Raw genomic sequence first — 23,659 nt, 5'->3', positions numbered from 1 at the left:
TCACAGCGGCTGGGGCCGCAGCCGGGCGGGGAGGGCGCCCTCGCGGGTGCCGGCGTGGACGGCGCTGCCCTGGCGCCACTGGTCCCAGGGCAGGTTCCAGTCGCCGAAGCCGTTGCCGAACGGGGGCATCTCCTCGCCCTGGCTGTTGACGACCCGGACGATGTCGCCGCGCCGGATGTTCTCGAAGAACCAGGCGGCGTTGCCGGTGGACATCCCGACGCAGCCGTGGCTGACGTTGGCGTACCCCTGCGAGCCGACCGACCAGGGCGCGGCGTGGACGTACTCGCCGCTCCAGGTGACGCGGGTGGCGTAGTGGACGGGCAGGTCGTACGCCTCGCTGCTGCCCTCGGCGATGCCGACCGTGGTGCTGCGCATCCGGACGAACGCCTGCTTCTCCAGCACCACCTTGACGCCGTTGCGCGTGGCGAAGCCGGGCTTGCCGGTCGTCACCGGGATGGTGTTGATCACTTCGCCGTTGCGCTTGACGACCATCTGGTGGGTGGAGGCGTCGGCGACGGCCTCGACGCGGTCGCCGATGTCGATCCGCAGCGGGGCGGTGGCGGTGCCGTGGAACCCGTTGCCGACGTGGACGCCGGCGAGGTTGCTCGTCAGGGTGACGGAGGCGCCGGCGGGCCAGTACTCCCGGGGCCGGAAGTGGAGCTCCTTGTCGTCGACCCAGTGCCAGGCGCCGGTGACGGTGGGGGTGGAGCGGACCTTCAGGGCGCGCTCGACGGCCGCGCGGCCCTCCTTGCCGGTGACGGGGGCGCTGAGGGTCGCCGTGAGGGGCTGTCCGACGCCGTACTTGCCCGCCTCCGGCCCGAAATCCACCTTCAGGAGCTTCTTGGCCCGCGCCGTCTGGAAGGTCAGCGTACGGGCGCCGGGGGCGCCGTCGCCGTTCTCCGTGGCGACCCTGACGGTGTAGCGGGCGCCGGCGACGAGCGGGGCGGTGGAGCGCCAGCGGCTGCCGTCGGCGGAGAGCTCGCCCGCCAGGTAGTGGCCCGCCTCGTCGACGGCGGTGACGTCCGTGATGCGGGCGTCGCCGTCCTCGGCGGTGACGGTGAGGGGCTTGCCCAGGGGCACCTCGCGGCCTTCGGGGACCCCCTCGAAGGCGACCTGCCGGGCGGCGTCGTACGGCCGCGCGGAGAGCGGGTGGCCGTCCGGTCCCCCGCAGCCGGCCACGCCGGCACCCGCGGCGGCGACCAGCAGGGAGCAGCTGAGGGCGATGCGGAGACTCGGCGTGTGGCTCATAACCACACGGTAGGAACGGCTGTCGAACGCGGCACGCCGGATGGGTGCAAAAGAGGGACCCGGCGGCCTCCTTCCGGAGGCCGCCGGGTCCCTTCACCGCCGGGGCGGTTACTGGTTCTGGTTCTCGCCGCGGTAGTACTCGAAGACCCAGCCCCAGATGCCGATCAGGATGATCGGCAGGGAGAAGAACATCAGCCACCAGTCGAGGGCGACCGCGAGGAAGGCGAACGCGCCACCGATGGCCAGGGAGAACGGCTGCCAGCTGTGCGGCGCGAAGAAGCCGAGCTCACCGGCCTCGTCCGCGACGTCGGCCTCCTTGTCGTCCTGCGCCATGGCGTCCACGCGCCGGGCCGTGAAGGCCAGGTAGTAGCCGACCATGATCGCCAGGCCGAAGGCCATGAACAGCGCGGTGGTGCCGACCGGCTCCTTCGACCACAGGCCGTACAGGACGGCCATGGCCAGGATGAAGAAGCTCAGCCAGATGAACATCTTGCCCTGGATCTTCACTTGCCGGCCTCCTTGCCGCCGACCAGCGCGGTGTCCTCGCGGCCCTGGTTCTCGAGCTGGTCGATCGCGGTGATCTCAGGGTGGTGCAGGTCGAACGCCGGCGATTCCGAGCGGATGCGCGGAAGCGTGAGGAAGTTGTGGCGCGGCGGCGGGCAGGACGTGGCCCACTCCAGCGACCGGCCGTAGCCCCACGGGTCGTCGACCTCGATCTTCTTGCCGTACTTGGCGGTCTTCCAGACGTTGTAGAAGAACGGCAGGATCGACATGCCGAGCAGGAACGAGCTGATCGTGGAGATCGTGTTCAGCGCGGTGAAGCCGTCCGCGGCCAGGTAGTCGGCGTAGCGGCGCGGCATGCCCTCGGCGCCCAGCCAGTGCTGGACGAGGAAGGTGCCGTGGAAGCCGATGAACAGCGTCCAGAAGGTGATCTTGCCCAGGCGCTCGTCCAGCATCTTGCCCGTGAACTTCGGCCACCAGAAGTGGAACCCGGCGAACATCGCGAACACCACGGTGCCGAAGACGACGTAGTGGAAGTGCGCGACGACGAAGTACGAGTCGGAGACGTGGAAGTCCATCGGCGGCGACGCCAGGATCACACCGGTCAGGCCACCGAAGGTGAAGGTGACCAGGAAGCCGATCGTCCAGAGCATCGGCGTCTCGAAGGACAGCGAGCCCTTCCACATGGTGCCGATCCAGTTGAAGAACTTCACACCGGTCGGGACCGCGATCAGGAAGGTCATGAAGGAGAAGAACGGCAGCAGCACGCCACCGGTGACGTACATGTGGTGCGCCCACACCGTCACCGACAGGCCGGCGATCGCGATGGTCGCGGCCACGAGGCCGATGTAACCGAACATCGGCTTGCGGCTGAAGACCGGGATGATCTCGGAGACGATGCCGAAGAACGGCAGCGCGATGATGTACACCTCCGGGTGGCCGAAGAACCAGAAGAGGTGCTGCCAGAGCAGGGAACCGCCGTTGGCCGGGTCGAAGACGTGCGAGCCGAACTTGCGGTCGGCCTCCAGCGCGAAGAGCGCCGCGGCCAGGACCGGGAAGGCCAGCAGGACCAGGACACCGGTCAGCAGGACGTTCCAGGTGAAGATCGGCATGCGGAACATCGTCATGCCGGGGGCACGCATGCAGATGATCGTGGTGATGAAGTTGACCGAGCCGAGGATCGTGCCGAAGCCGGAGAAGGCCAGGCCCATGATCCACATGTCGGCGCCGACGCCCGGGGAGCGGACGGCGTCCGACAGCGGGGTGTAGGCGAACCAGCCGAAGTCGGCGGCACCCTGCGGGGTGAGGAAGCCGGCCACGGCGATGATCGAGCCGAACAGGTAGAGCCAGTAGGCGAACATGTTCAGCCGCGGGAACGCCACGTCGGGCGCGCCGATCTGCAGCGGCATGATCCAGTTCGCGAATCCGGCGAACAGCGGCGTCGCGAACATCAGCAGCATGATCGTGCCGTGCATCGTGAACGCCTGGTTGAACTGCTCGTTCGACATGATCTGCGTGCCGGGACGAGCCAGTTCGGCGCGCATGAACAGCGCCAGCAGACCGCCGATGCAGAAGAAGACGAACGAGGTGACCAGGTAGAGCGTGCCGATCGTCTTGTGGTCGGTGGTGGTCAGCCACTTCACGACGACGTTGCCGGGCTGCTTGCGCCGGACGGGCAGCTCGTTCTCGTACGGCTCCTTCGAGCCGTCAGCTGCCGTGGCGGCACCCTGAGGATCGTTGAGGATGCTCACAGTTGGTTCTTCTCCGCATTCCTGGCCGGGTCCGTCTGCTGAATGCCCGACGGGATGTAGCCGGTCTGCCCCTTCTCGGCCAGCTCCTTGAGGTGCTGCTGGTAGCGCTCCGGGGAGACGACCTTGACGTTGAAGAGCATCCGGGAGTGGTCGACGCCGCAGAGCTCGGCGCACTTGCCGAGGAAGGTGCCCTCCTGCGTCGGGGTCACCTCGAAGGCGTTGGTGTGGCCCGGGATGACGTCCTGCTTCATCAGGAACGGGACCACCCAGAAGGAGTGGATCACGTCGCGGGAGGTCAGGACGAACCGGACCTTCTCGCCCTTCGGCAGCCACAGCGTCGGGCCCGGGTTGCCGGTCTGCGGGTTCCGCGTCCCCGGGACGCCGGCGTCGTGGACGCCCTCGGCACCGGCGGGGAACTGCTTCTGCCACTTGTCCGGAATGGCGCCGAGCTCCGGGGAGGGCTTGGCGCCCGTGGTGGCGTTGCCGTCCACGTTCTCGATGTAGTTGAAGCCCCAGCTCCACTGGTAGCCGACCACGTTGATGGTGTGGGCCGGCTTTTCGGAGAGGGCGAGGAGCTTGGACTCGTCACGCGCGGTGAAGTAGAAGAGCACCGAGACGATGATGAGCGGGGTCACCGTGTACAGCGCCTCGATGGGCATGTTGTACCGGGTCTGCGGAGGAACCTCGACCTTGGTGCGGCTGCGCCGGTGGAAGACGACGCTCCACAGGATCAGGCCCCACACGAGCACGCCCGTGGCGAGCGCTGCCGCCCACGAGCCCTGCCAGAGGGAGAGGATCCGCGGGGCCTCTTCCGTCACCGGGGTGGGCATGCCGAGGCGAGGGAAGTCTTTCCAGTTGTACGAGCAACCGGAGGCGGTAGCCAGGATCAGGCCCGCAGTCAGCACCTGCGGCAGCTTCCGCCGCATCGGGCGCCGCGACGAGCGGTCGGAGCCGTTGGGACTCACGTAGCGCCTTCCCGAGAGTCTCGCCCGCGGCTCGGCTGCGGCCGTCTCGCTGGTCGGTCGCCGCCCTGACGCGGGCAGGGTTTGGATGTTTATGCGGACCAAACCCTACTGGACGCCATCCGGGGTCGCGCGGGGAGGGTGCCCAACGCGCCGCCGGGCCCCTCTTTCGGGTCGTGGGCGCAGGTCGCGGGCCCATCGCCCCGCCCCGCGGGGGCGCGGAGTTAGCGTTGCCACGTGGCCTACTTCGACGTCGCTTCCTCCGCTCCCCTCCACCCCGTCGCCCGTCAGGCGCTCCAGGCGTCCCTCGACGAGGGGTGGGCCGATCCCGCGCGCCTGTACCGGGAGGGGCGGCGCGCCCGCCTGCTGCTGGACGCCTCGCGGGAGGCCGCGGCGGAGGCCGTGGGGTGCCGCCCGGACGAGCTGACTTTCACCCCTTCGGGGACGCACGCGGTCCACTCCGGCATCGCCGGCGCCCTCGCGGGGCGGCACCGGGCGGGCCGGCACCTGGTGGTGTCGGCGGTGGAGCACTCGTCGGTGCTGCACGCGGCGGACGCGCACGAGGCGGCGGGCGGGGCGGTGGAGCGGGTGCCGGTGGAACGGTCCGGGGCGGTGGACCCGGAGGCGTACGCGGGGGCGTTGCGCGACGACACGGCGCTGGCGTGCCTGCAGTCCGCCAACCACGAGGTGGGGACGGTGCAGCCGGTGGCGGAGGTGGCGGCGGCGTGCCGGGCGGCGGGGGTGCCGCTGCTGGTGGACGCGGCGCAGTCGCTGGCGTGGGGGCCGGTGGACGGGGACTGGTCGCTGCTGGCGGCGAGCGCCCACAAGTGGGGCGGTCCGGCGGGGGTCGGGCTGCTGGCGGTGCGCAAGGGGGTGCGGTTCGCGGCGCGGGGGCCGGCGGACGAGCGGGAGTCGGGGCGGTCGGCCGGGTTCCCGAACCTGCCGGCGATCGTGGCGGCGGCGGCGTCGCTGCGGGCCGTGCGCGACGAGGCGGCGGCGGAGGCGGAGCGGCTGCGGGGGCTGGTGGGGCGGATCCGGACGCGGGTGGCGGAGTCGGTGCCGGAGGTGGAGGTGGTGGGCGACCCGGTGCGGCGCCTGCCCCACCTGGTGACGTTCTCCTGCCTGTACGTGGACGGGGAGGCGCTGCTGCACGAGCTGGACCGGTCCGGTTTCTCGGTCTCGTCCGGCTCGTCGTGCACGAGTTCGACGCTGACGCCCAGCCACGTCCTGCACGCGATGGGGGTGCTGTCGGAGGGGAACGTGCGGGTCTCGCTCCCGCTGGGGGTGGCGGAGGCGGACGTGGAGCGGTTCCTGGAGGTGCTGCCGGGGGTGGTGGCGGGGGTGCGGGAGCGGCTCGGGGCGCCGGTGGCCGGGGCGGCGGGGGCGTCCGGCGGGGGCGGGGAGCCGGTCGTGGACGCGCTGGGCAAGCGGTGCCCGGTGCCGGTCATCGAACTGGCGAAGGTGATCGGCGACGTGCCGGTCGGCGGGACGGTGCGGGTGCTCGCGGACGACGCGGCCGCGCGGCTGGACATCCCGGCGTGGTGCGGGATGCGGGGCCAGGAGTACGTGGGCGAGGAGCCGGCGGAGCGGGGCGCGGCCCATGTGGTCCGCCGGCTCGTGTGAGGCGCCCGGTCACCCGATGCGGGACCGGACCTCGGCGGCGGCCTCGTCGCCGTACGTCTTGGCGAAGCGCTCCATGAAGTGGGCGCGGCGCAGGGTGTACTCCTGCGTGCCGAGGGTCTCGATGACCAGCGTGGCGAGCATGCAGCCGACCTGGGCGGCGCGCTCCAGGCCGACGTCCCAGGAGAGGCCGGACAGGAAGCCGGCGCGGAAGGCGTCGCCGACGCCGGTCGGGTCGACCTTGGCCTCCTCCTCGGGGCAGGCCACCTCGACGGCGGGTTCGCCGACGCGCTCGATGCGCACGCCGCGGGCTCCGAGGGTGGTGACGCGGTGGCCGACGCGGCCGAGGATCTCCTCGTCGGTCCAGCCGGTCTTGTTCTCGATGAGGCCCTTCTCGTACTCGTTGGAGAAGAGGTAGGTGGCCCCGTCGAGGAGGGTGCGGATCTCCTCGCCGTCCATCCGGGCGATCTGCTGGGAGAAGTCGGCGGCGAAGGGGATGCCGCGCGTCCGGCACTCCTCGGTGTGGCGGAGCATCGCCTCGGGGTCGTCGGCGCCGATGAGGACCAGGTCGAGGCCGCCGACGCGGTCGGCGACGGCCTTGAGCTCGATGAGCCGGGCCTCGCTCATGGCGCCCGTGTAGAACGAGCCGATCTGGTTGTGGTCGGCGTCGGTGGTGCAGACGAAGCGGGCGGTGTGGAGGACCTCGGAGATCCGTACGGAGTCGGTGTCCACGCCGTGCCGGTCGAGCCAGGCGCGGTACTCGTGGAAGTCGGAGCCGGCGGCGCCGACGAGGATCGGGCGGGTGCCCAGCTGCCCCATGCCGAAGCAGATGTTCGCGCCGACGCCTCCCCGGCGGACGTCGAGGTTGTCGACGAGGAAGGAGAGGGAGACCGTGTGCAGCTGATCGGCGACGAGTTGGTCGGCGAATCGGCCGGGGAAGGTCATGAGGTGGTCGGTGGCGATGGAGCCGGTGACTGCGATACGCACGGCGGGGTGCTCCTGCGGGGGAGACAGCATGGACGGTTCACGCTACCGGGTCACGGGAGGGTGGCGAAGAGGGAAAACTACCCGATAGTAGGTCTTCTCGGTCGAGGACGGTGTGCGTACGGTGCCGGTATGGCCAACCACATCACGCCGCGTGAGCGGCCGGAGTCCGAGTTCACCCTGGCGGAGCTGCGCGGGGCCTCCGCGCGGATGGCGCCGCACTGGTCGGTCCCCGCGGCGGCCGCGGCCGCGCCCGTGCCGCCGTCGCTGATCCACGGGGTGGTGGTGGAGCCCGCGTCCGTCCGGCTGATCGCCGCCACCGCCGAATACGGCGCCTGACACCCGTACGGCGTAGGGAACCGCTCGCCCGTCCGGCCCGTCCCACCCGTGTCTCCCGTCAGGCGGGGATACGACTGGTGACGTGGACCGACGAAGGAGCGTTGCGGTGAGCGAGACGGAGACCAGCACGAACGAGAAGCCCGGCCGGCGGCGCCCGCCGCTCGCCGTCGCCCTGGTGGCGGCCGCGGTGCTGGCGGCCGGGGGCGGCACCTACCTGGCGGTGGCCCAGCCGGGCGGCGGGGGCGTGGACACGGCGTCCCGCACCGGGGTACCGGCGGACGGGCGCGGCGGGGGCCCCGCCCTGTCGCCCTCCCCCGGCGGTACGGCCCCGGGCATCGCGCCGGGCGAGCCGGACCCGAGCGGCGGCGAGCGGTACCGCGTGGCGGGCGCACTGCCGAAGGCGCCGGGGACGGCGTACGCCTACCGGGAGCAGGGGAAGGTCACGGCGGCGGACGCGGCCCGGCTGGCGAAGGCGCTGGGCTTCGCGGGCACGCCGGTGAAGGGCCCCATCGGGTGGCGCGTCGGCCCCCAGCAGGACGGTTCGGGGCCCACGCTCACCGTGTACGAGACGGGTGACTGGCGGTACGAGGCGCGGGGCCTGACCACCGACGACTGCCCCAAGGGCAAGCGGTGCGAGGCGGAGCCGACCGACCGGCCGGTGAGCGACGAGGCCGCGCGGCGGGCCGCCGCGCCGCTGGTGGAGGCGCTCGGCCTCACGGGCGCCGAGGTGACCACGAGCACCCAGGGCCCGCTGCGCCTGGTGACCGCCGACCCGCGGGTCGGCGGGCTGCCGACCCGGCTGTGGGAGACGGTGTTCACCGTGGACGCCGGCGGGGGCGTGGCCGTCGCGGAGGGGCGGCTGGCCACCCTCGTGCGGGGCGACGCGTACCCGGTGATCAGCGCCGAGCAGGCGGTGCGGGAGCTGAACGCGACCGTCCGGGCGGACTGGCCGAGGGGCGGCACCGGCGGCTGCGCGTCGCCCGTCCCGCTGGACGGGGCCGGCGCGCAGACGACCGACCGGACCGGGGCGGACCCGAGCGGGCCGTGCGAGCCGCGCACGGACCTGCCCAAGCCCGCGAAGGAGCCGGTGACCACCATCCGCACGGCCGTGCTGGGGCTGTCGGCGTCGGCGGGGCGGACCGGGGCGGCGCTGGTCCCGTCCTGGCTGTTCGAGGGCGAGCGCGACGGGCGGGCCCACCGGTTCAGCTATCCGGCGGTGCCGCTGGAGCGGCTCTTCCCGGAGGCGGGGTCCTCGCAGCTGCACGTCGAGCCGTACACGCCGCGGGACCTGCGGCTGCGGGTTTCGTTCACCGGCGGGGCGTGCAACCCGTACCTGGTGCGGGTGCAGGAGACCGCCACGCAGGTGCGGCTGCGGCTGTTCGAGATCCCCGGCGGGCCGAGGGTGATGTGCCCCGCGATCGCGCTGCCGGTGGACGCAACGGTCACCCTGGCGGAACCGGTCGGCGACCGGGCCGTGGTGGACGCCGTGACCGGCAGGCAGGTGCCCCGGGGCCGCGCCGCGGGGTGACGCGGGAAGGCGGCGGCCCCCGGACCTTCGGGTCCGGGGGCCGCCGCCTTCGTCGCGGACGGGAGAGCCGTCAGCGGATCAGCTGAAGGAGTCGCCGCAGGCGCAGGAACCCGTGGCGTTCGGGTTGTCGATCGTGAAGCCCTGCTTCTCGATCGTGTCGACGAAGTCGATGGAGGCGCCGCCGAGGTACGGGGCGCTCATGCGGTCGGTGACGACCTTCACGCCACCGAAGTCCTTGACGACATCGCCGTCGAGCGAGCGCTCGTCGAAGAAGAGCTGGTAGCGCAGACCGGAGCAGCCACCCGGCTGAACGGCGACGCGGAGCGCCAGGTCGTCGCGGCCTTCCTGGTCGAGCAGGGCCTTGACCTTGGCCGCGGCGGCGTCCGACAGGATGATGCCGTCACTGACAGTGGTCTTCTCGTCCGATACGGACATCTGCTTCTCTCCCGGGTTGTTCGGAGACTGCTTGCCGACGGTTGCAACCGGCGGGGTCGCCGATTCATTCCGGGCCGCGCCCGGTCCTTCCCTTTCATGCTCGCACACCGCCGTCCGCGCAAGCACCGGCCTGTGGAGAGCGAATTCGTCACATCGACACTATGGACATCGTCAAAGTGACGTGAACCAGTTATGATAGATAGCGTCAATTAGACGAAAAGGCTCAGTAGAAAGGGTGCGTGACGTGACCACCGCCCAGCCCCTGGATGTCCAGCCGACGCCGCTCGCCCTGCTGTTGCTCGGCCGCGAGGCCGACCCCAAGAGCGAGCGGGGCGTCGAGTGCCCCGGCGACCTCCCCTCGCCGTCCGACCCGGACCTGGTGGAGCGCGCCCGCGCCGCCAAGGCGAAGCTCGGGGACAAGGTCTTCGTCCTCGGCCACCACTACCAGCGCGACGAGGTCATCCAGTTCGCGGACGTCACGGGCGACTCCTTCAAGCTCGCCCGGGACGCTGCCGCCCGGCCCGAGGCGGAGTACATCGTCTTCTGCGGCGTGCACTTCATGGCGGAGTCGGCGGACATCCTGACCGGCGACGACCAGAAGGTCGTGCTGCCGGACCTGGCCGCGGGCTGCTCCATGGCCGACATGGCCACCGCCGAGCAGGTCGCCGAGTGCTGGGACGTGCTGACGGAGGCGGGCGTCGCGGACGTGACCGTGCCGGTCTCGTACATGAACTCCTCCGCCGACATCAAGGCGTTCACCGGCAAGCACGGCGGCACGATCTGCACCTCGTCCAACGCCGAGCGCGCCCTGAACTGGGCCTTCGAGCAGGGCGAGAAGGTCCTCTTCCTGCCCGACCAGCACCTCGGCCGCAACACCGCCGTCCGCGACATGGGCATGTCCCTCGACGACTGCGTCGTCTACAACCCGCACAAGCCGAACGGCGGGCTGACCGCCGAGCAGCTGCGCGACGCGAAGATGATCCTGTGGCGCGGCCACTGCTCCGTGCACGGCCGGTTCTCGCTGGACTCGGTCAACGAGGTCCGCGAGCGCATCCCGGGCGTCAACGTGCTGGTGCACCCGGAGTGCCGGCACGAGGTCGTCGCCGCCGCCGACCACGTGGGCTCGACCGAGTACATCATCAAGACCCTGGAGGCGGCGCCCGCCGGGTCGAAGTGGGCCATCGGCACGGAGCTGAACCTGGTGCGGCGGCTCGCGAACCGGTTCGCGGACGAGGGCAAGGAGATCGTCTTCCTCGACCGGACCGTCTGCTTCTGCTCCACCATGAACCGGATCGACCTGCCGCACCTGGTGTGGGCGCTGGAGTCGCTCGCGGAGGGCAACCTGGTCAACCGGATCCAGGTCGACCGCGAGACGGAGAGCTTCGCCAAGCTGGCGCTCGAGCGGATGCTGGCCCTGCCGTAACCCGCGCGGCGCACACGCCCGAGGGGCGCCCCCCGTCGACCGGGGGGCGCCCCTCTCGTGCCCGTGCCGCTCGCCGCGGGGCTACTTCGCCCCGGCCGTCTCCGGCTCGGCGGCCGGGGAGCCGTCGGCGGCCGCCCTCCTCGCCGCGCGCTTCGCGGCCCGGCGCTCCTTGCGCAGCTCCACCATCGCGTACAGCGTGGGCACCAGGAGCAGCGTCAGGAGCGTCGAGGTGATCAGGCCGCCGATCACCACGACCGCCAGGGGCTGGGCGATGAAGCCGCCCTCGCCCGTGATGCCGAGGGCCATCGGGACCAGGGCGCAGATCGTGGCCAGCGCCGTCATCAGGATCGGGCGCAGGCGGTGGCGGCCGCCCTCGACGACCGCCTCGACCACGCCGAGGCCCTGTGCCCGGTACTGGTTGACCAGGTCGATCAGCACGATCGCGTTCGTCACCACGATGCCGATCAGCATCAGCAGGCCGATCATCGCCGGGACGCCCATCGCCGTGTCCGTGGCGATCAGCAGGCCGATCGCGCCGGTCGCCGCGAACGGGACGGAGACCAGCAGGATCAGCGGCTGGACCAGGCTGCGGAACGTCGCCACCAGCAGCAGGAACACGATCGCGATGGCCGCGAGCATGGCCAGGCCCAGGTTGGCGAACGCCTCCTCCTGGTCCTCCGAGACGCCGCCGACGGAAGCGGTCGCGCCGTCCGGCAGGTCCAGGGCGCCGATCCTCGTCCGGAGTTCGGCGCTCACCGCGCCCGTGTTGTCGCCGGTCGGCTTCGCCGTGATCGTCGCGGCCCGCGAGCCGTCGATCCGGGTCATCGAGACCGGGCCGGGGACCAGCCGTACGTCGGCGACGTCACCCAGCCTGACCGGGCCGAGCGGCAGCCGCCGCAGCTCGTCGAGGGTACGGGCCGGGTCGGCGGAGGTGATCACCACGTCCCGCTCGGTGTCGTCCAGGACCGCCGTGCCGGCCGGGGTGCCGCGGACCGCCTGGGCGACGGCCATGCCGAGCGCCGCGTCGCCGAACCCGGCGTCCGCCGCCTTCGCGGTGGCCCGGACCGAGATCCGCGGCACCGACTGGGCCAGGTCGCTCTGGACGTCGGTGACGTCGTCCAGCTCGGCCACCTCCGCGCGCACGGTCTCCGCCGCCTCGCGCAGGGTCTTCGCGTCGGACGCCTTGACGACGACGCTCAGGTCCTGGTTGGCGAAGCCGTCGCCGGCGGCGATGGTCGTGTCGCCGACGCCGTCGAGCCTGCCCAGCTCCTCGTCGATCCGGTCGCGAACCTCCTCGGACGACGCCGACTCCGCCAGCTTCACCTGGTACGACGCCTGGTTGGCGCCCGTGCCGCCGCCGAAGGCGGCCATGAAGCCGGACGAGCCGACCGTCACCTGGTAGTCCTCGACCCCGTCGGCCGCCGCCAGGACCTTCTCGACCTTCCTCGCCGCCGCGTCCATCGCGTCCAGGCTGGTGCCCGGCGGCAGCTTCTGCTTCACCGACAGCACGGTCTGCTCGCCCTGGTCGAAGAAGTTCGTCTTCAGCAGGGGCGCCATGCCGAACGTGCCGAGCAGGACGACGACCGCGATGGCCAGGCTGGTGAGGCGGCGCCGGGTCGCGAACCGCAGCACCGGCACGTACATCCGCTGCAGGCGGCTGCGGGCCTCCTTCTCCTCGGCGGCGCGGCGCGCCTCCCCGGGGTCGGCCGACGTGCCCCTGGGGGCGCGCAGGAACCAGTACGACAGGACCGGCACCACGGTCAGCGACACCAGCAGCGACGCCAGCAGGGCCGCGGTGACGGTCAGCGAGAACGACCCGAACAGCTCGCCCACCATGCCGCCGACCAGCCCGATCGGCAGGAACACGGCGACGGTGGTGAGCGTCGAGGACGTGACGGCGCCCGCCACCTCGCGCACCGCGGTGAGGATCGCCGCCTGCCGCTCCTCGCCGTACCCCAGGTGCCGCTTGATGTTCTCCAGGACGACGATCGAGTCGTCGACGACGCGGCCGATGGCGATGGTCAGCGCGCCCAGCGTCAGCATGTTCAGCGACAGGTCGCGGGTCCACAGCACGAGCAGCGCGAGGACGACGGACAGCGGGATGGACACCGCCGTCACCAGCGTCGACCGGATCGACGCCAGGAACACCAGGATGACGAGGACCGCGAAGACCAGGCCGAGCGCGCCCTCCGTGGTGAGGCCGGAGATCGACTTCGCGACCGCCGGTCCCTGGTCGGAGACGACCGTCAGCTCGGCGCCCGCGCCCAGGTCGCGCCGCAGCTCCGGCAGCTTCTCCGCGACGGCCTCGGAGATGGCCACGGCGCTGCCGTCCTGGTCCATGGTCGCCATCACGGCGAGGCTCGGCCGGCCGTTCGTCCGGGTCAGGGAGGTCCGGGCGGCCTCCTCCTGCTCGACCGTGGCGACGTCGCCGAGGCGGACCGCCCTGCCCTTGCCGGGGGCGGCCGGCGGGATGCGCAGCTCCTCGATCTGCCGCAGCGAGGTGAAGCCGCCGCCGACCTGCACGGTGCGGCTCTTGCCGGCCTCCGCGAACGAGCCCGCCGGGACGGTCGCGCCGCCCGACCTGAGCGCGTCCGCGAGCTGCGGGGTCGTCAGGCCGGCCGCGGCGAGCTTGCGGTCGTCGGGGGTGACGGAGACCTGGACGTCCTGGACGCCGCTGACGGAGACCTGGCCGACGCCGTCGATGCCCTCCAGGGCCGGGACGACCGTCCGCTCCAGCAGGTCGGCGAGGGCCTGCTGGTCCTTGCCGGAGGACGAGGCGGCGAGGACGACGGTCGGGATGTCGTCCGTCGAACCGGCGACCACCTGCGGGTCGACGCCTTCGGGCAGCAGGGCGCGGGCCCGGTTCACGGCCTGCTGGACGTCGGCGACGAGCTGCTTGGTGGACTCGTCGCCGTAGTCGAAGGTGGCCATGATCAGGGCGTTGCCCTCGCTGGCCGTGGAGGTGACGCCCTTGATGCCGTCGACGGCGTCGAGGGCGCTCTCGACGGGTTCGACGACCTGCTTCTCGACCACGTCGGGCGAGGCCCCCTGGTACGGCGCGACGACCGAGACCATGGGGAGTTCGATGGACGGCAGGAGCTGCTGCTTGAGCTGGGGTATCGCGATCGTGCCGAAGACGATCGCGATGATCGACATCAGGCCCGTCAGGGCCCGCTGGGTGAGGCTGAGTCTGGACAGCCAGGACATGGCGTCTCGGGTCTCTCTTCCGCGGAGTGGCTCGGCGTGGTGGAGCGGTCCCCCACACCATCCGCCATCGGGGAGGGGTGTTCCCTCGCCCCCAGGTCCATTCCTGGCGCGGCGCGTACCGCGTACGGAGTACGCGGGGCGGCGTCTCAGTCCACCCTCGGACGTACCAGCCCCGACTCGTAGGCGATGACGACCAGCTGGGCGCGGTCGCGGGCGCCGAGCTTCGCCATGGCCCGGTTCACGTGGGTCTTGACGGTGAGCGGGCTGACCCGCAGGCGCTCGGCGATCTCGTCGTTGGAGAGTCCGGCGGCGACGTGGACGAGGACCTCCCGCTCACGGCCCGTCAGCCCGGACAGCCGCTCGGCGTGCGCGCCGGGGCCGCCGGAGTCCGCCGCGGGGCCGCCGTTCCCGCTCTGGGCGAGGAACGTGGCGATCAGGCCCTTGGTCGCGGCGGGCGACAGCAGGGCGTCCCCGGCGGCGGCGATCCGGATGGCGCTCAGCAGCTCCTCCGGCTCGGCGCCCTTGCCCAGGAAGCCGCAGGCGCCGGCGCGCAGCGACTGCACGACGTACTCGTCGACCTCGAACGTCGTCAGCATCACCACGTGGACGTGGCCGAGAGCCGGGTCGGCGGTGATCTCGCGGGTGGCGGCGAGGCCGTCGGTACCGGGCATGCGGATGTCCATCAGGACCACGTCCGGCGAGGCCGCGCGGGTCAGGGCGACCGCCTCGGCGCCGTCCGAGGCCTCCCCCACGACCCGCATGTCCGGCTCCGACTCGACCAGCACCCGGAACGCGCTGCGGAGCAGGGCCTGGTCGTCGGCGAGCAGCACCCTGATCGGCTCGGTCGTCGTCATGGGACCAGGTCCTCCCCGGAGCGTGTGGTGAGGGGCAGTATCGCCTGCACCCGGAAGCCGCCCCCGTACCGGGGGCCCGTGGTGAGGGCGCCGCCGAGGGCGGTGACCCGCTCCCGCATGCCGACCAGGCCGTGCCCGCCGGCCGTGTCCGCCGGCGCGGGGGCGGGGCCGCCGCCGTCGTCGAGGACGGTGACCTCGACGGTCCGGCCGACGCGCAGGACGCTCACCTCGGCGGTGACGTCCGTGCCCGCGTGCTTGCGGACGTTGGTGAGCGCCTCCTGGATGATCCGGTACGCGGCGAGGTCGACGGCGGCGGGCAGGTGCGTGCCGTGGTCGGTGCGGGCCACCCGTACGGGCAGGCCGGCGTGGCGGAACGTGTCCAGCAGGTCGTCGAGGACGGCCAGGCCGGGCGCGGGCTCGGTGGGGGCCTTCGGGTCGCCGGACTGGCGGAGCAGGCCGACCGTGGCGCGCAGCTCGTCCAGCGCGGAGCGGCTGGCCTCCCGTACGTGCGCCAGGGCCTCCTTGGCCTGGTCGGGGCGCCGGTCCATGACGTGCGCGGCGACGCCCGCCTGGACGTTGACCAGGGCGATGTGGTGGGCGACCACGTCGTGGAGGTCGCGGGCGATGCGGAGGCGCTCCTCGGCGACGCGGCGGCGGGCCTCCTCCTCCCGGGTGCGCTCGGCGCGCTCGGCGCGCTCCCGGATCGCGTCGACGAACGCGCGGCGGCTGCGGACCGCGTCGCCCGCGGCGGCGGCCATGCCCGTCCAGGCGAAGACGCCCAGGTTCTGCTGGGTGTACCAGGGGGAGGAGCCGAAGAACATGGCGGCGGCCGTCAGGACCGTCATCGTCGCCAGGCCCACCCGCCAGGTGGTGGGGCGGTCGGTGCGGGACGCGACGGTGTACAGGGCGACGACGGCGCTCATCGAGACCGGGGCCGGCGGGTCGCCGGCGACGAACTCCGCGACCGTGATCGCGCCGGTGACCGCGAGGACCCGCAGGGGCGCGCGGCGCCTCGCCGCGAGGGCGGCGGCGCCGGCGGCCATCAGCAGGACGCTGGTGGGGCGCGGGGTGCGGGTGAAGGTGGGGCCCGCGCCGTCGCCGTGCGGGTCGGCGAAGGAGCCCAGGACCATGGCCCCCAGGACGGCCGCGGCCAGGAGGGCGTCGAAGGCGAGGGGGTGCGCGCGCAGCCGGTCGCGGCAGCGGGCGAGGGCGTTTCCTTGTGCCGGCACACCGAGAGGGTAGCCCCGGCCCGCCGGGGCGGGCGGCGGGCGGGCGGCGGGCCGGGCCCGCCGCCCACGGCCGCTACAGCGGGGGGATCAGGCCGTCGTCGGAGAGGAGGGAGCGGACTTCCTCCAGGGTGGCGTCCGGGGACGGGAGGATGAGCTCGGAGGGCTCCAGGGAGTCGTCCGGGAGCGGGTCGCCCAGCTCGCGGACGCGGTCCAGGAGCGCGTGCAGGGTCCGGCGGAAACCGGTGGCGTCACCGGTCTCCATCTCGGCGAGCAGTTCGTCGTCGAGCCCGTCCAGCTCGGCGAGGTGGCCCTCGGCCAGTCGCACCTGGCCCTCCCCCATGATCCTCACGATCATGACGCGCCCGTCCTCACTGCTTGTCGAACCTCGGCCGCGCCTGCTGGCCCTGGCCCTGGCCCTGCTGCCGCTCGTCGGCGCCCTCGATGGCCTGCTGCGGGGTCGTGCCGCCCGCCAGCTCGGCCTTCATGCGCTGGAGCTCCAGCTCCACGTCCGTCCCGCCCGACAGGCGGTCCAGCTCGGCCTGGATGTCGTCCTTCGCGAGGCCCGAGTGGTCGTCCAGGGCGCCGGAGGCGAGGAGCTCGTCGATGGCGCCGGCACGGGCCTGGAGCTGCGCGGTCTTGTCCTCGGCGCGCTGGATGGCGACGCCGACGTCGCTCATCTCCTCCGAGATGCCGGAGAAGGACTCGGCGATGCGGGTCTGGGCCTGCGCCGCCGTGTACGTGGCCTTGATGGTCTCCTTCTTCGTGCGGAAGGCGTCGACCTTGGCCTGCAGCCGCTGCGCGGCGAGCGTCAGCTTCTCCTCCTCGCCCTGGAGGGTCTGGTGCTGCGTCTCCAGGTCGGTCACCTGCTGCTGCAGCGCCGCGCGCCGGGACAGCGCCTCGCGGGCGAGGTCCTCGCGGCCGAGCGCCAGCGCCTTGCGGCCCTGGTCCTCCAGCTTGGCGGACTGGTTCTGCAGCTGGTTCAGCTGGAGTTCGAGGCGCTTGCGGGAGGTGGCCACGTCCGCCACGCCGCGGCGCACCTTCTGGAGCAGCTCCAGCTGCTTCTGGTAGGAGTAATCGAGGGTCTCGCGCGGGTCCTCGGCCCGGTCCAGGGCCTTGTTCGCCTTCGCGCGGAAGATCATCCCCATACGCTTCATGACACCGCTCATGGGCTTCGCGCGCCCCCTTCTGACCGACTTCGGCTGCAGCACTCCGACAGAACCCACAGTACGGGCCCTGCCTCCATTACCGCACTGTTCGAGCGCTGTTGCGCTCCTCCCCAAGGACGACTGCCGGCGGCTTCCCTCCGGCGCAGGGAGTAGATGATCGTCGGGGGTCCGTCCGGGGCCCCGACGACGGGGACGCAGGCTGTTGCCGGATCGTTCCCCGCCGGGGTGGGGTCCATGCGCGGCACCCCGTACCCTTGGGATTTGTGTTCCGTAGCCGTTCGAAGGATGAGAAGGCCCCCACCGGCAAGGTGACGGCGGACCTCTCCACGCAGCCCCGCAACCCGCAGGCCCCCAAGGGCCGCCCGACGCCGAAGCGGAGCGAGGCCCAGTCCCAGCGCCGCCGCGCGGTGACGCCGACGCTCGACCGCAAGGAGGCGATGCGCCGCCAGCGCGAGGCCCGCCGCGCAGACCTGGCCCGCCAGCGCGAGGCGCTGGCGACGGGTGACGAGCGCTTCCTGCCCGCCCGCGACCGCGGGCCGGTCCGCCGCTTCGTGCGGGACTTCGTCGACTCGCGGTTCTTCGTCGCGGAGATGTTCCTGCCGCTGGCGGTGGTCATCCTCGTCCTGTCGGTGATCCAGGTCGGCCAGATGCAGACGATCGCCACGATGCTGTGGCTGGGCGTGATCGTGCTGATCGTCGTCGACTCGATCGGCCTGTCGATCCGCCTGAAGAAGCAGCTGAAGCAGCGCTTCCCGAACGAGCCGAAGCGCGGCGCCGTGGCGTACGCCCTGATGCGCTCGCTCCAGATGCGCCGGCTGCGGCTGCCCAAGCCGCAGGTCAAACGGGGAGAGCGGCCCTGAGTACCGCGGTCTCCGGATGCGGAGGCACGGCGGCGGAGTGGCTGGGGGGGCTCGGCGGACTGCGTGACACCGTCCGCCAGGAGCTCGTCGCGCGTCAGCTGGACGAGCAGATAGGCGGCCGCTACCCGGTGGGGCAGCGGCTGCGGATACTCGACGTCGGCATGGGCCAGGGCACGCAGGCCCTGCGGCTGGCCCGGGCCGGGCACACGGTGACCGGGCTGGAGTCGGACCCCGAGATGCTGAGGGTCGCCCGGGAGGCGCTGGCCTCCGAGCCGGCCGGCATCCGCGAGCGGTTCCGGCTGATCGAGGGCGACGGCCGGGAGACCGGCGTGCACTTCCTGCCGGGCAGCTTCGACGTCGTGCTGTGCCACGGCGTCCTGATGTACGTGGACGAGCCCGACGCCATGCTGGCCGGGCTGGCCCGGATGCTGGCGCCCGGCGGCCTGCTGTCCCTGGTCGTACGGAACGCGGACGCGCTGGCCATGCGGCCGGGGCTGAGCGGGGACTGGCCGGCCGCCCTGGCCGCGTTCGACTCGGACACCTGCATGAGCGACCTCGGGGTGCCGACGCGCGCCGACCGCCTGGAGACGCTGACGGCCACGCTGGCCGGGATCGCGGCGCCGCTGCACACCTGGTACGGCGTGCGGGTCTTCACCGACACGGTGCCCCGGGACGAGGGCCTGCCCGCGGCGCAGGAGCTGGAGCGGCTGCTGGCCGCCGAGGACCGGGCGGGCCGCACCGACCCGTACCGCCGGGTGGCGTCGCTGCTGCACCTGTGCGGCGTCCGCGGCTGACCCCGCCCCCGCGCGCCCGCCTGTCCGGGGGACCCGGCGGATCGGCCGGGTCCCCCGGACAGGCGGGCGCGCGATCCTCGCGTCCTTGTCGGTGTGAGCACTGGTGAAGGCGCAATCGACGCCGGGGCGCAGACGCCCCGACTGCCCGCACGCGAGACGTGGCGGGCCCTGTACCGGCACTTCCGGCCGCACCGCGCGGTCATCGCCCTCGGCACCCTGCTGGCGCTGGTCGGCACGGTGACCGGGCTGGCGCAGCCGCTGGCCGCGAAGGCCCTGGTGGAGCGGCTGGGCCGGGAGGAGCCGATCACGGGCGTCCTGCTGGGCCTGACCGTGCTGGTGGTCGCCGGGACGGCGGTCCAGGCGGTCGGGTCGTACGTCCTGGAGCGCACCGCCGAGTCGGTGGTGCTGGCCGCCCGCCGCTCCCTCATCGGGCGGCTGCTGCGGCTGCGGCTGGCGGAGGTGGAGCGGACCCAGCCCGGCGACCTGATGTCGCGGATCACCTCGGACACGACGCTGCTGCGGGCCGTGACGACGCGGTCGGTCGTCTCGGCGGTGACCGGGGGCATCGGGTTCCTCGCCACGCTCGCGATGATGCTGCTGATGGACGCCGTGCTGCTCGGCGTGACGCTGGGCGTGATCGTGCTGATCGGCGGGGCGTTCGCGCTGGTCATGCCGAGGATCGCGGAGGCGACGCGGCGCTCGCAGGCGGCGGTCGGGGAGATATCCAGCCGTCTGGAGCGGGCGTTCGGGGCGTTCCGCACGGTGAAGGCGTCGGGCGCCGAGGCGCGGGAGACGGCCGTCGTGGAGGCGGCGGCGCACGAGGCGTGGCGGCACGGGGTGGGGGCCGCGAAGTGGCAGGCGCTGGCCGGGTCGTCGGTGGGGCTCGCGGTGCAGGTGTCGTTCCTGGCCGTGCTGGGCATCGGCGGGGCGCGGGTCGCCTCGGGGGCGATCGGCGTCGCGGAGCTGATCGCGTTCCTGCTGTACCTCTTCTACCTGATCGAGCCGGTGTCGGCGCTGGTCGAGGCGGTGACGCAGTACCAGGTGGGGTCCGCGGCGATCGCCCGGATCGAGGAGGCGGAGCGGCTGGCCGCCGAGGACCCGGAGCGGGGGACGGGGGCCGTCGCGGTGGGCGGGGGCGGGCCGGCGTCGGTCGTCTTCGAGGACGTCGCCTTCCGGTACCGGGACGACCTGCCGTACGTGCACCACGGGGTGTCGTTCGAGGTGCCCGGGCCCGGCATGACCGCCTTCGTCGGACCGTCCGGCGCGGGCAAGACGACGGTGTTCGGGCTGGTCGAGCGGTTCTACGAGGCGACCGGCGGCCGGGTCCTCGTCGACGGCCGGGACGTGCGGGACTGGCCGGTCGCCGCGCTGCGGGAGGCCATCGGGTACGTCGAGCAGGACGCCCCGGTCCTGGCGGGGACGCTCCGCGAGAACCTCGTGTTCGCCGCGCCCGGCGCGACCGAGGAGGAGATCCGGGAGGTGCTCGTGCGGACGCGGCTGGACGCGCTGGTGGAGCGGCTGCCGGACGGGCTGGAGACGGTCGTGGGGCACCGCGGCTCGAAGCTGTCCGGTGGGGAGCGGCAGCGCGTCGCCGTCGCCCGGGCGCTGCTGCGCAAGCCGCGGCTGCTGCTGCTCGACGAGGCGACGTCGCAGCTGGACGCGGTCAACGAGCTGGCGCTGCGGGACGTCGTGGCGGAGGTGGCGCGGGAGGTGACCGTGCTGGTGGTGGCGCACCGGCTGTCGACGGTGACGCTGGCGGACCGGATCGTGGTGATGGACGCGGGCCGGGTCCGGGCGGTGGGCACGCACGCGGAGCTGGTGGCCGGTGATCCGCTGTACGCGGAGCTGGCCGCGACGCAGTTCCTGGCGACGCGGGGGTAGCCGGGCCGGGGACGGGGGCGGGCCCCCCTGATCGGGTGCGCTGCACGGGCAGGGACGGAGGGATGAAAGGGATACTCCGGACATGGACGCCCTACTGTCGCGTGTGCGTGCGCTGTCGCTGCCCCTCGTCGCCGGAGTGGGCGCGGTCGCCCTGCTGGGCGGCTGCACCACCGCCCTGCCGCCCGCCGGGCCCGCGGCGGCCGGGCCGCGGGTGACGGGCACCGCACGGGCGCAGGCGCCGCGGCAGGCGGGCGACCTGCAGAGCGAGTACCAGGCCGTGATCAAGGCCGTGCTGCCGTCGGTCGTCACCATCGAGGCGGGCGAGAGCCTGGGCTCGGGGGTCGTCTACGACGACCAGGGCCACATCGTGACCAACGCCCACGTCGTCGGCTCCGCCCGCAGCTTCCGCGTCACGGTCGCCACCCGGGAGCAGCCCCTCGCGGCGCGGCTCATCTCCAGCTACCCGGACCAGGACCTCGCCGTCATCAAACTGGACGGCCCCCCGCCCGAGGGGGTGCGCCCGGCCCGGTTCGGCAACTCGGCGAAGGTGGAGGTCGGGCAGATCGTCCTCGCCATGGGCTCGCCGCTGGGGCTGACCGGCAGCGTCACGCAGGGCATCGTCTCCGCGATCGGCCGCACCGTCAGCGAGGGCCGCGCCGGCGGGGGGACGGGCGCGACGATCGGCAACATGGTGCAGACGTCCGCGCCGATCAACCCCGGCAACAGCGGGGGCGCGCTGGTCAACCTGAACAGCGAGGTCATCGGCATCCCGACGCTCGCGGCGGTCGACCCCGAGACGGGCGGGGGCGCGGCGCCCGGGATCGGCTTCGCCATCCCCGTGTCGATGGTGCGGACGGTCGCCGACCAGATCGTGCGGTTCGGCAGCGTACGGGACTCGGGGCGGGCGGCGCTGGGCATCTCCGGGCGCACGGTCCTGGACGACGCCTACCGCCCGGCGGGGGTCGCGGTGGAGCGCGTCCTGGAGGGCGGGGCGGCCCAGGAGGCCGGGATGCGGGTGGGCGACATCATCACCCGGGTGGGGGATGCGGAGATCACGACGATCACGTCGCTGCTGGAGGCGCTGGCCTCGCTGAAGCCGGAGCAGAAGGTGGACGTGCGGTACGTGCGCGGGGGGCGCGCGCGGACGGCGCGGGTGACCCTGGGCGAGATGTGACCCCCGCGCCCACTGCGGGGCGCCCCGCGCGGGCGGCCGCGCGATGCGCGGGGCCCGGGAGGGGGCGTCCGGCCGGTCCGCCGCGCCCCCTCCCCCGGGGTCTCGGCCCCGTCCGGCCCGGGGGCTCCCGCCCTCACCGGGCCCGGCGGACCGGCCGCCCGCGGCGGTCCGGTCCGGCGGGGGTCAGGACTCGGCGTCCAGGGGCATGGGGCCGTAGATCTTCGCGCCGTCCTCGAAGAGCGTCACCTGGTCCGCGCCCCCCTCCAGCAGGTCGCGCCACGTCTCGCCGATCCAGGACTCCGCGTCCCCCTGCGTGGTGAACTCCTCCGGCCTCACCGCCGGCTCCACCTCCGTGCCGTCGGACTTCTCGAACCGCCACGTCCACGCCATGTGCGCCTCCCGGGTCCTGCACCTGTGCTGGTTCCTGCCCGCAGCGTAGCCGGGCGCGCAGTCGCGCGGGGCTCGCGGGAGGATCGGGTACGTGGAACTGACTCTGCTCGGCACCGGAGCCCCGGCCGGACTGCCCCGACCCGGCTGCCCCTGCGCCGCGTGCGCCACCGCCCGCGGCCCGTACGCGCGCTCCGCGACCTCGCTGCTCGTGGACGGCGCGCTGCTGCTCGACCTCACCCCGGGCGCCGCCCTGGCCGCCGCCCGCGCGGGGCACACCCTCACGGGCGTGCGGCAGGTGCTGCTGACACACCCGCACGACGGGCCGCCCGTGGAGCTGCCCGCCGGGCTGCCGTCCGCGGGCCGCGTCCCCGACGGGCGGGAGCTGACGCTGATCAGCGGGCACCGCGTCCGGGCGGTGCCGATGGACGCGCCCGGCACCGGCTACGAGGTGACGTCCCCGGAGGGGGTGCGGCTGCTGTACCTGCCGCCGGGCGCCTCCCCCGCCGGGGCGGCCGCGCGGCGGCGCCCGTACGACCTGGTCGCCCTCGACGTGACCGGGCGGCCGGACGCGCTGGCCCGGCTGCGGGCGGCCGGCGCGGTGGGCCGGGAGACCGACGTGCTGGCCGTGCACCTGGACCACGACGTGCCGCCCGGCCCGGAGCTGGACCGGCGGCTCGCCGCGGCCGGCGCCAGGGCCGTGCCGGACGGGACGGCCCTCACGGTCGGCGCGTACCGGGAGGCCCCGTCGCCGCCCCGCCGCACGCTGGTCACCGGAGGCGCCCGCTCGGGGAAGTCGCTGGAGGCCGAGCGGCGCCTGGAGGCGTACCCGGACGTCGTGTACGTGGCGACGGGCGGCGGCCGGGACGGCGACGCGGAGTGGGCGGCCCGGGTGGGCGCGCACCGGGAGCGGCGGCCCGGTTCCTGGCACACCGAGGAGACCTGCGAGGTGGCCGGGCTGCTGGCGGCGGACGGGCCTCCCCTGCTGGTCGACTGCCTGTCGCTGTGGCTGACCGACGCCATGGACCGGGTCGGCGCGTGGGACGACGAGACATGGGCCCGTACGGGGGAGAAGGCGCTGCGGGAGCGGGTCGCCGAACTGGTCGCCGCCGTCCGCGCCACGCCCCGCACGGTCGTCGCCGTCACCAACGAGGTGGGCTCCGGCGTCGTGCCGGCGACGGCGGCCGGGCGGCGCTTCCGGGACGAGCTGGGGCGGCTCAACGCGGCCTTCGCGGACGAGTGCGAGCAGGTGCTGCTCGCGGTGTCGGGCCAGGTCCTCGTCCTGCGCGGCTGACCGCCGCGCGGGCCCGGTACTG

At 73.4% G+C, this 23,659-nt stretch carries 21 protein-coding genes; 9 read left to right on the top strand and 12 right to left on the bottom strand.

Translation table 11 applies throughout. The features are described from left to right. From IE106_RS19495 to ctaC, 4 genes are all read right to left on the bottom strand, one after another. Entirely contained in the window at positions 1-1,248 is a 1,248-nt protein-coding gene (locus IE106_RS19495; protein ID WP_189535727.1) for a L,D-transpeptidase, read from the bottom strand. Between the two features lie 108 nt (positions 1,249-1,356). Then, positions 1,357-1,755 carry a cytochrome c oxidase subunit 4 gene (locus IE106_RS19490; protein WP_189535725.1) on the bottom strand — a complete coding sequence of 133 codons (399 nt, stop codon included), beginning with the start codon at positions 1,753-1,755 and terminating at the stop codon, positions 1,357-1,359. Then, entirely contained in the window at positions 1,752-3,500 is a 1,749-nt protein-coding gene (ctaD, locus tag IE106_RS19485; RefSeq protein WP_189535724.1) for an aa3-type cytochrome oxidase subunit I, read from the bottom strand. The genes IE106_RS19490 and ctaD overlap by 4 nt, the downstream gene beginning before the upstream one ends. Continuing rightward, on the bottom strand, positions 3,497-4,465 hold the full coding sequence (ctaC, locus tag IE106_RS19480; RefSeq protein WP_189535722.1) for an aa3-type cytochrome oxidase subunit II: 969 nt from the start codon (positions 4,463-4,465) through the stop codon (positions 3,497-3,499). Before ctaC ends, ctaD begins: the two co-directional genes overlap by 4 nt. Before the next feature lie 234 nt (positions 4,466-4,699). Between ctaC and IE106_RS19475 the strand changes: the two genes are divergently transcribed. Then, positions 4,700-6,085 (top strand): cysteine desulfurase/sulfurtransferase TusA family protein, encoded by a 1,386-nt coding sequence (locus IE106_RS19475; protein WP_189535720.1) that lies wholly within the window; start codon positions 4,700-4,702, stop codon positions 6,083-6,085. 9 nt (positions 6,086-6,094) lie between these two features. On the opposite strand, the gene IE106_RS19470 is transcribed toward IE106_RS19475, so the two are convergent. Further along, a complete protein-coding gene (locus IE106_RS19470) occupies positions 6,095-7,069 on the bottom strand; it encodes a carbohydrate kinase family protein (protein ID WP_189535718.1) in 975 nt (324 codons plus the stop codon). Positions 7,070-7,198: 129 nt separating this feature from the next. On the opposite strand from IE106_RS19470, the gene IE106_RS19465 reads away from it, so the two are divergent. Then, a complete protein-coding gene (locus IE106_RS19465; protein ID WP_189535717.1) occupies positions 7,199-7,405 on the top strand; it encodes a hypothetical protein in 207 nt (68 codons plus the stop codon). Between the two features lie 106 nt (positions 7,406-7,511). Beyond that, positions 7,512-8,933 carry a hypothetical protein gene (locus tag IE106_RS19460; RefSeq protein ID WP_189535715.1) on the top strand — a complete coding sequence of 474 codons (1,422 nt, stop codon included), beginning with the start codon at positions 7,512-7,514 and terminating at the stop codon, positions 8,931-8,933. A 78-nt stretch (positions 8,934-9,011) separates the two neighbouring features. On the opposite strand, the gene IE106_RS19455 is transcribed toward IE106_RS19460, so the two are convergent. After that, positions 9,012-9,368: an iron-sulfur cluster assembly accessory protein gene (locus IE106_RS19455; protein ID WP_189535713.1), complete on the bottom strand. Its 357-nt coding sequence runs from the start codon at positions 9,366-9,368 to the stop codon at positions 9,012-9,014. Between the two features lie 244 nt (positions 9,369-9,612). Between IE106_RS19455 and nadA the strand changes: the two genes are divergently transcribed. Continuing rightward, positions 9,613-10,791 (top strand): quinolinate synthase NadA, encoded by a 1,179-nt coding sequence (gene nadA, locus IE106_RS19450; RefSeq protein WP_189535711.1) that lies wholly within the window; start codon positions 9,613-9,615, stop codon positions 10,789-10,791. A gap of 81 nt (positions 10,792-10,872) precedes the next feature. On the opposite strand, the gene IE106_RS19445 is transcribed toward nadA, so the two are convergent. The 5 genes from IE106_RS19445 to IE106_RS19425 all read right to left on the bottom strand — a co-directional run bounded on the left by IE106_RS19445 (position 10,873) and on the right by IE106_RS19425 (position 17,247). Beyond that, a complete protein-coding gene (locus IE106_RS19445; protein ID WP_189535709.1) occupies positions 10,873-13,998 on the bottom strand; it encodes an efflux RND transporter permease subunit in 3,126 nt (1,041 codons plus the stop codon). Between the two features lie 146 nt (positions 13,999-14,144). Further along, entirely contained in the window at positions 14,145-14,852 is a 708-nt protein-coding gene (locus IE106_RS19440; RefSeq protein ID WP_189535707.1) for a response regulator, read from the bottom strand. Beyond that, on the bottom strand, positions 14,849-16,081 hold the full coding sequence (locus tag IE106_RS19435) for a sensor histidine kinase (RefSeq protein ID WP_189535706.1): 1,233 nt from the start codon (positions 16,079-16,081) through the stop codon (positions 14,849-14,851). Before IE106_RS19435 ends, IE106_RS19440 begins: the two co-directional genes overlap by 4 nt. A 73-nt stretch (positions 16,082-16,154) precedes the next feature. Beyond that, positions 16,155-16,436: a PspA-associated protein PspAA gene (pspAA, locus tag IE106_RS19430; RefSeq protein ID WP_189535705.1), complete on the bottom strand. Its 282-nt coding sequence runs from the start codon at positions 16,434-16,436 to the stop codon at positions 16,155-16,157. A gap of 13 nt (positions 16,437-16,449) precedes the next feature. Beyond that, positions 16,450-17,247 (bottom strand): PspA/IM30 family protein, encoded by a 798-nt coding sequence (locus tag IE106_RS19425; protein WP_189535704.1) that lies wholly within the window; start codon positions 17,245-17,247, stop codon positions 16,450-16,452. 263 nt (positions 17,248-17,510) lie between these two features. Between IE106_RS19425 and IE106_RS19420 the strand changes: the two genes are divergently transcribed. From IE106_RS19420 to IE106_RS19405, 4 genes are all read left to right on the top strand, one after another. Further along, entirely contained in the window at positions 17,511-18,107 is a 597-nt protein-coding gene (locus IE106_RS19420; protein ID WP_189535703.1) for a DUF3043 domain-containing protein, read from the top strand. A 59-nt stretch (positions 18,108-18,166) separates the two neighbouring features. Then, on the top strand, positions 18,167-18,901 hold the full coding sequence (locus IE106_RS19415) for a class I SAM-dependent methyltransferase (RefSeq protein WP_189535936.1): 735 nt from the start codon (positions 18,167-18,169) through the stop codon (positions 18,899-18,901). A gap of 93 nt (positions 18,902-18,994) precedes the next feature. After that, positions 18,995-20,782 carry an ABC transporter ATP-binding protein gene (locus tag IE106_RS19410; protein WP_229840594.1) on the top strand — a complete coding sequence of 596 codons (1,788 nt, stop codon included), beginning with the start codon at positions 18,995-18,997 and terminating at the stop codon, positions 20,780-20,782. A gap of 82 nt (positions 20,783-20,864) precedes the next feature. Further along, positions 20,865-21,956 (top strand): S1C family serine protease, encoded by a 1,092-nt coding sequence (locus tag IE106_RS19405; RefSeq protein ID WP_189535701.1) that lies wholly within the window; start codon positions 20,865-20,867, stop codon positions 21,954-21,956. 183 nt (positions 21,957-22,139) lie between these two features. Here IE106_RS19405 and IE106_RS19400 read toward each other — a convergent pair whose 3' ends face one another. After that, on the bottom strand, positions 22,140-22,346 hold the full coding sequence (locus IE106_RS19400; protein WP_189535699.1) for a hypothetical protein: 207 nt from the start codon (positions 22,344-22,346) through the stop codon (positions 22,140-22,142). 91 nt (positions 22,347-22,437) lie between these two features. Between IE106_RS19400 and IE106_RS19395 the strand changes: the two genes are divergently transcribed. Continuing rightward, a complete protein-coding gene (locus IE106_RS19395; RefSeq protein WP_189535697.1) occupies positions 22,438-23,637 on the top strand; it encodes a bifunctional adenosylcobinamide kinase/adenosylcobinamide-phosphate guanylyltransferase in 1,200 nt (399 codons plus the stop codon). Positions 23,638-23,659 lie beyond the last annotated feature (22 nt).

The organism is Streptomyces roseolilacinus (assembly GCF_014649335.1).
In the GTDB taxonomy this organism is placed as follows: Bacteria; Actinomycetota; Actinomycetes; order Streptomycetales; family Streptomycetaceae; genus Streptomyces; species Streptomyces roseolilacinus.
Note: the sequence above shows the minus strand (reverse complement) of the source record. Positions and strands in the feature narration are given on the sequence as shown.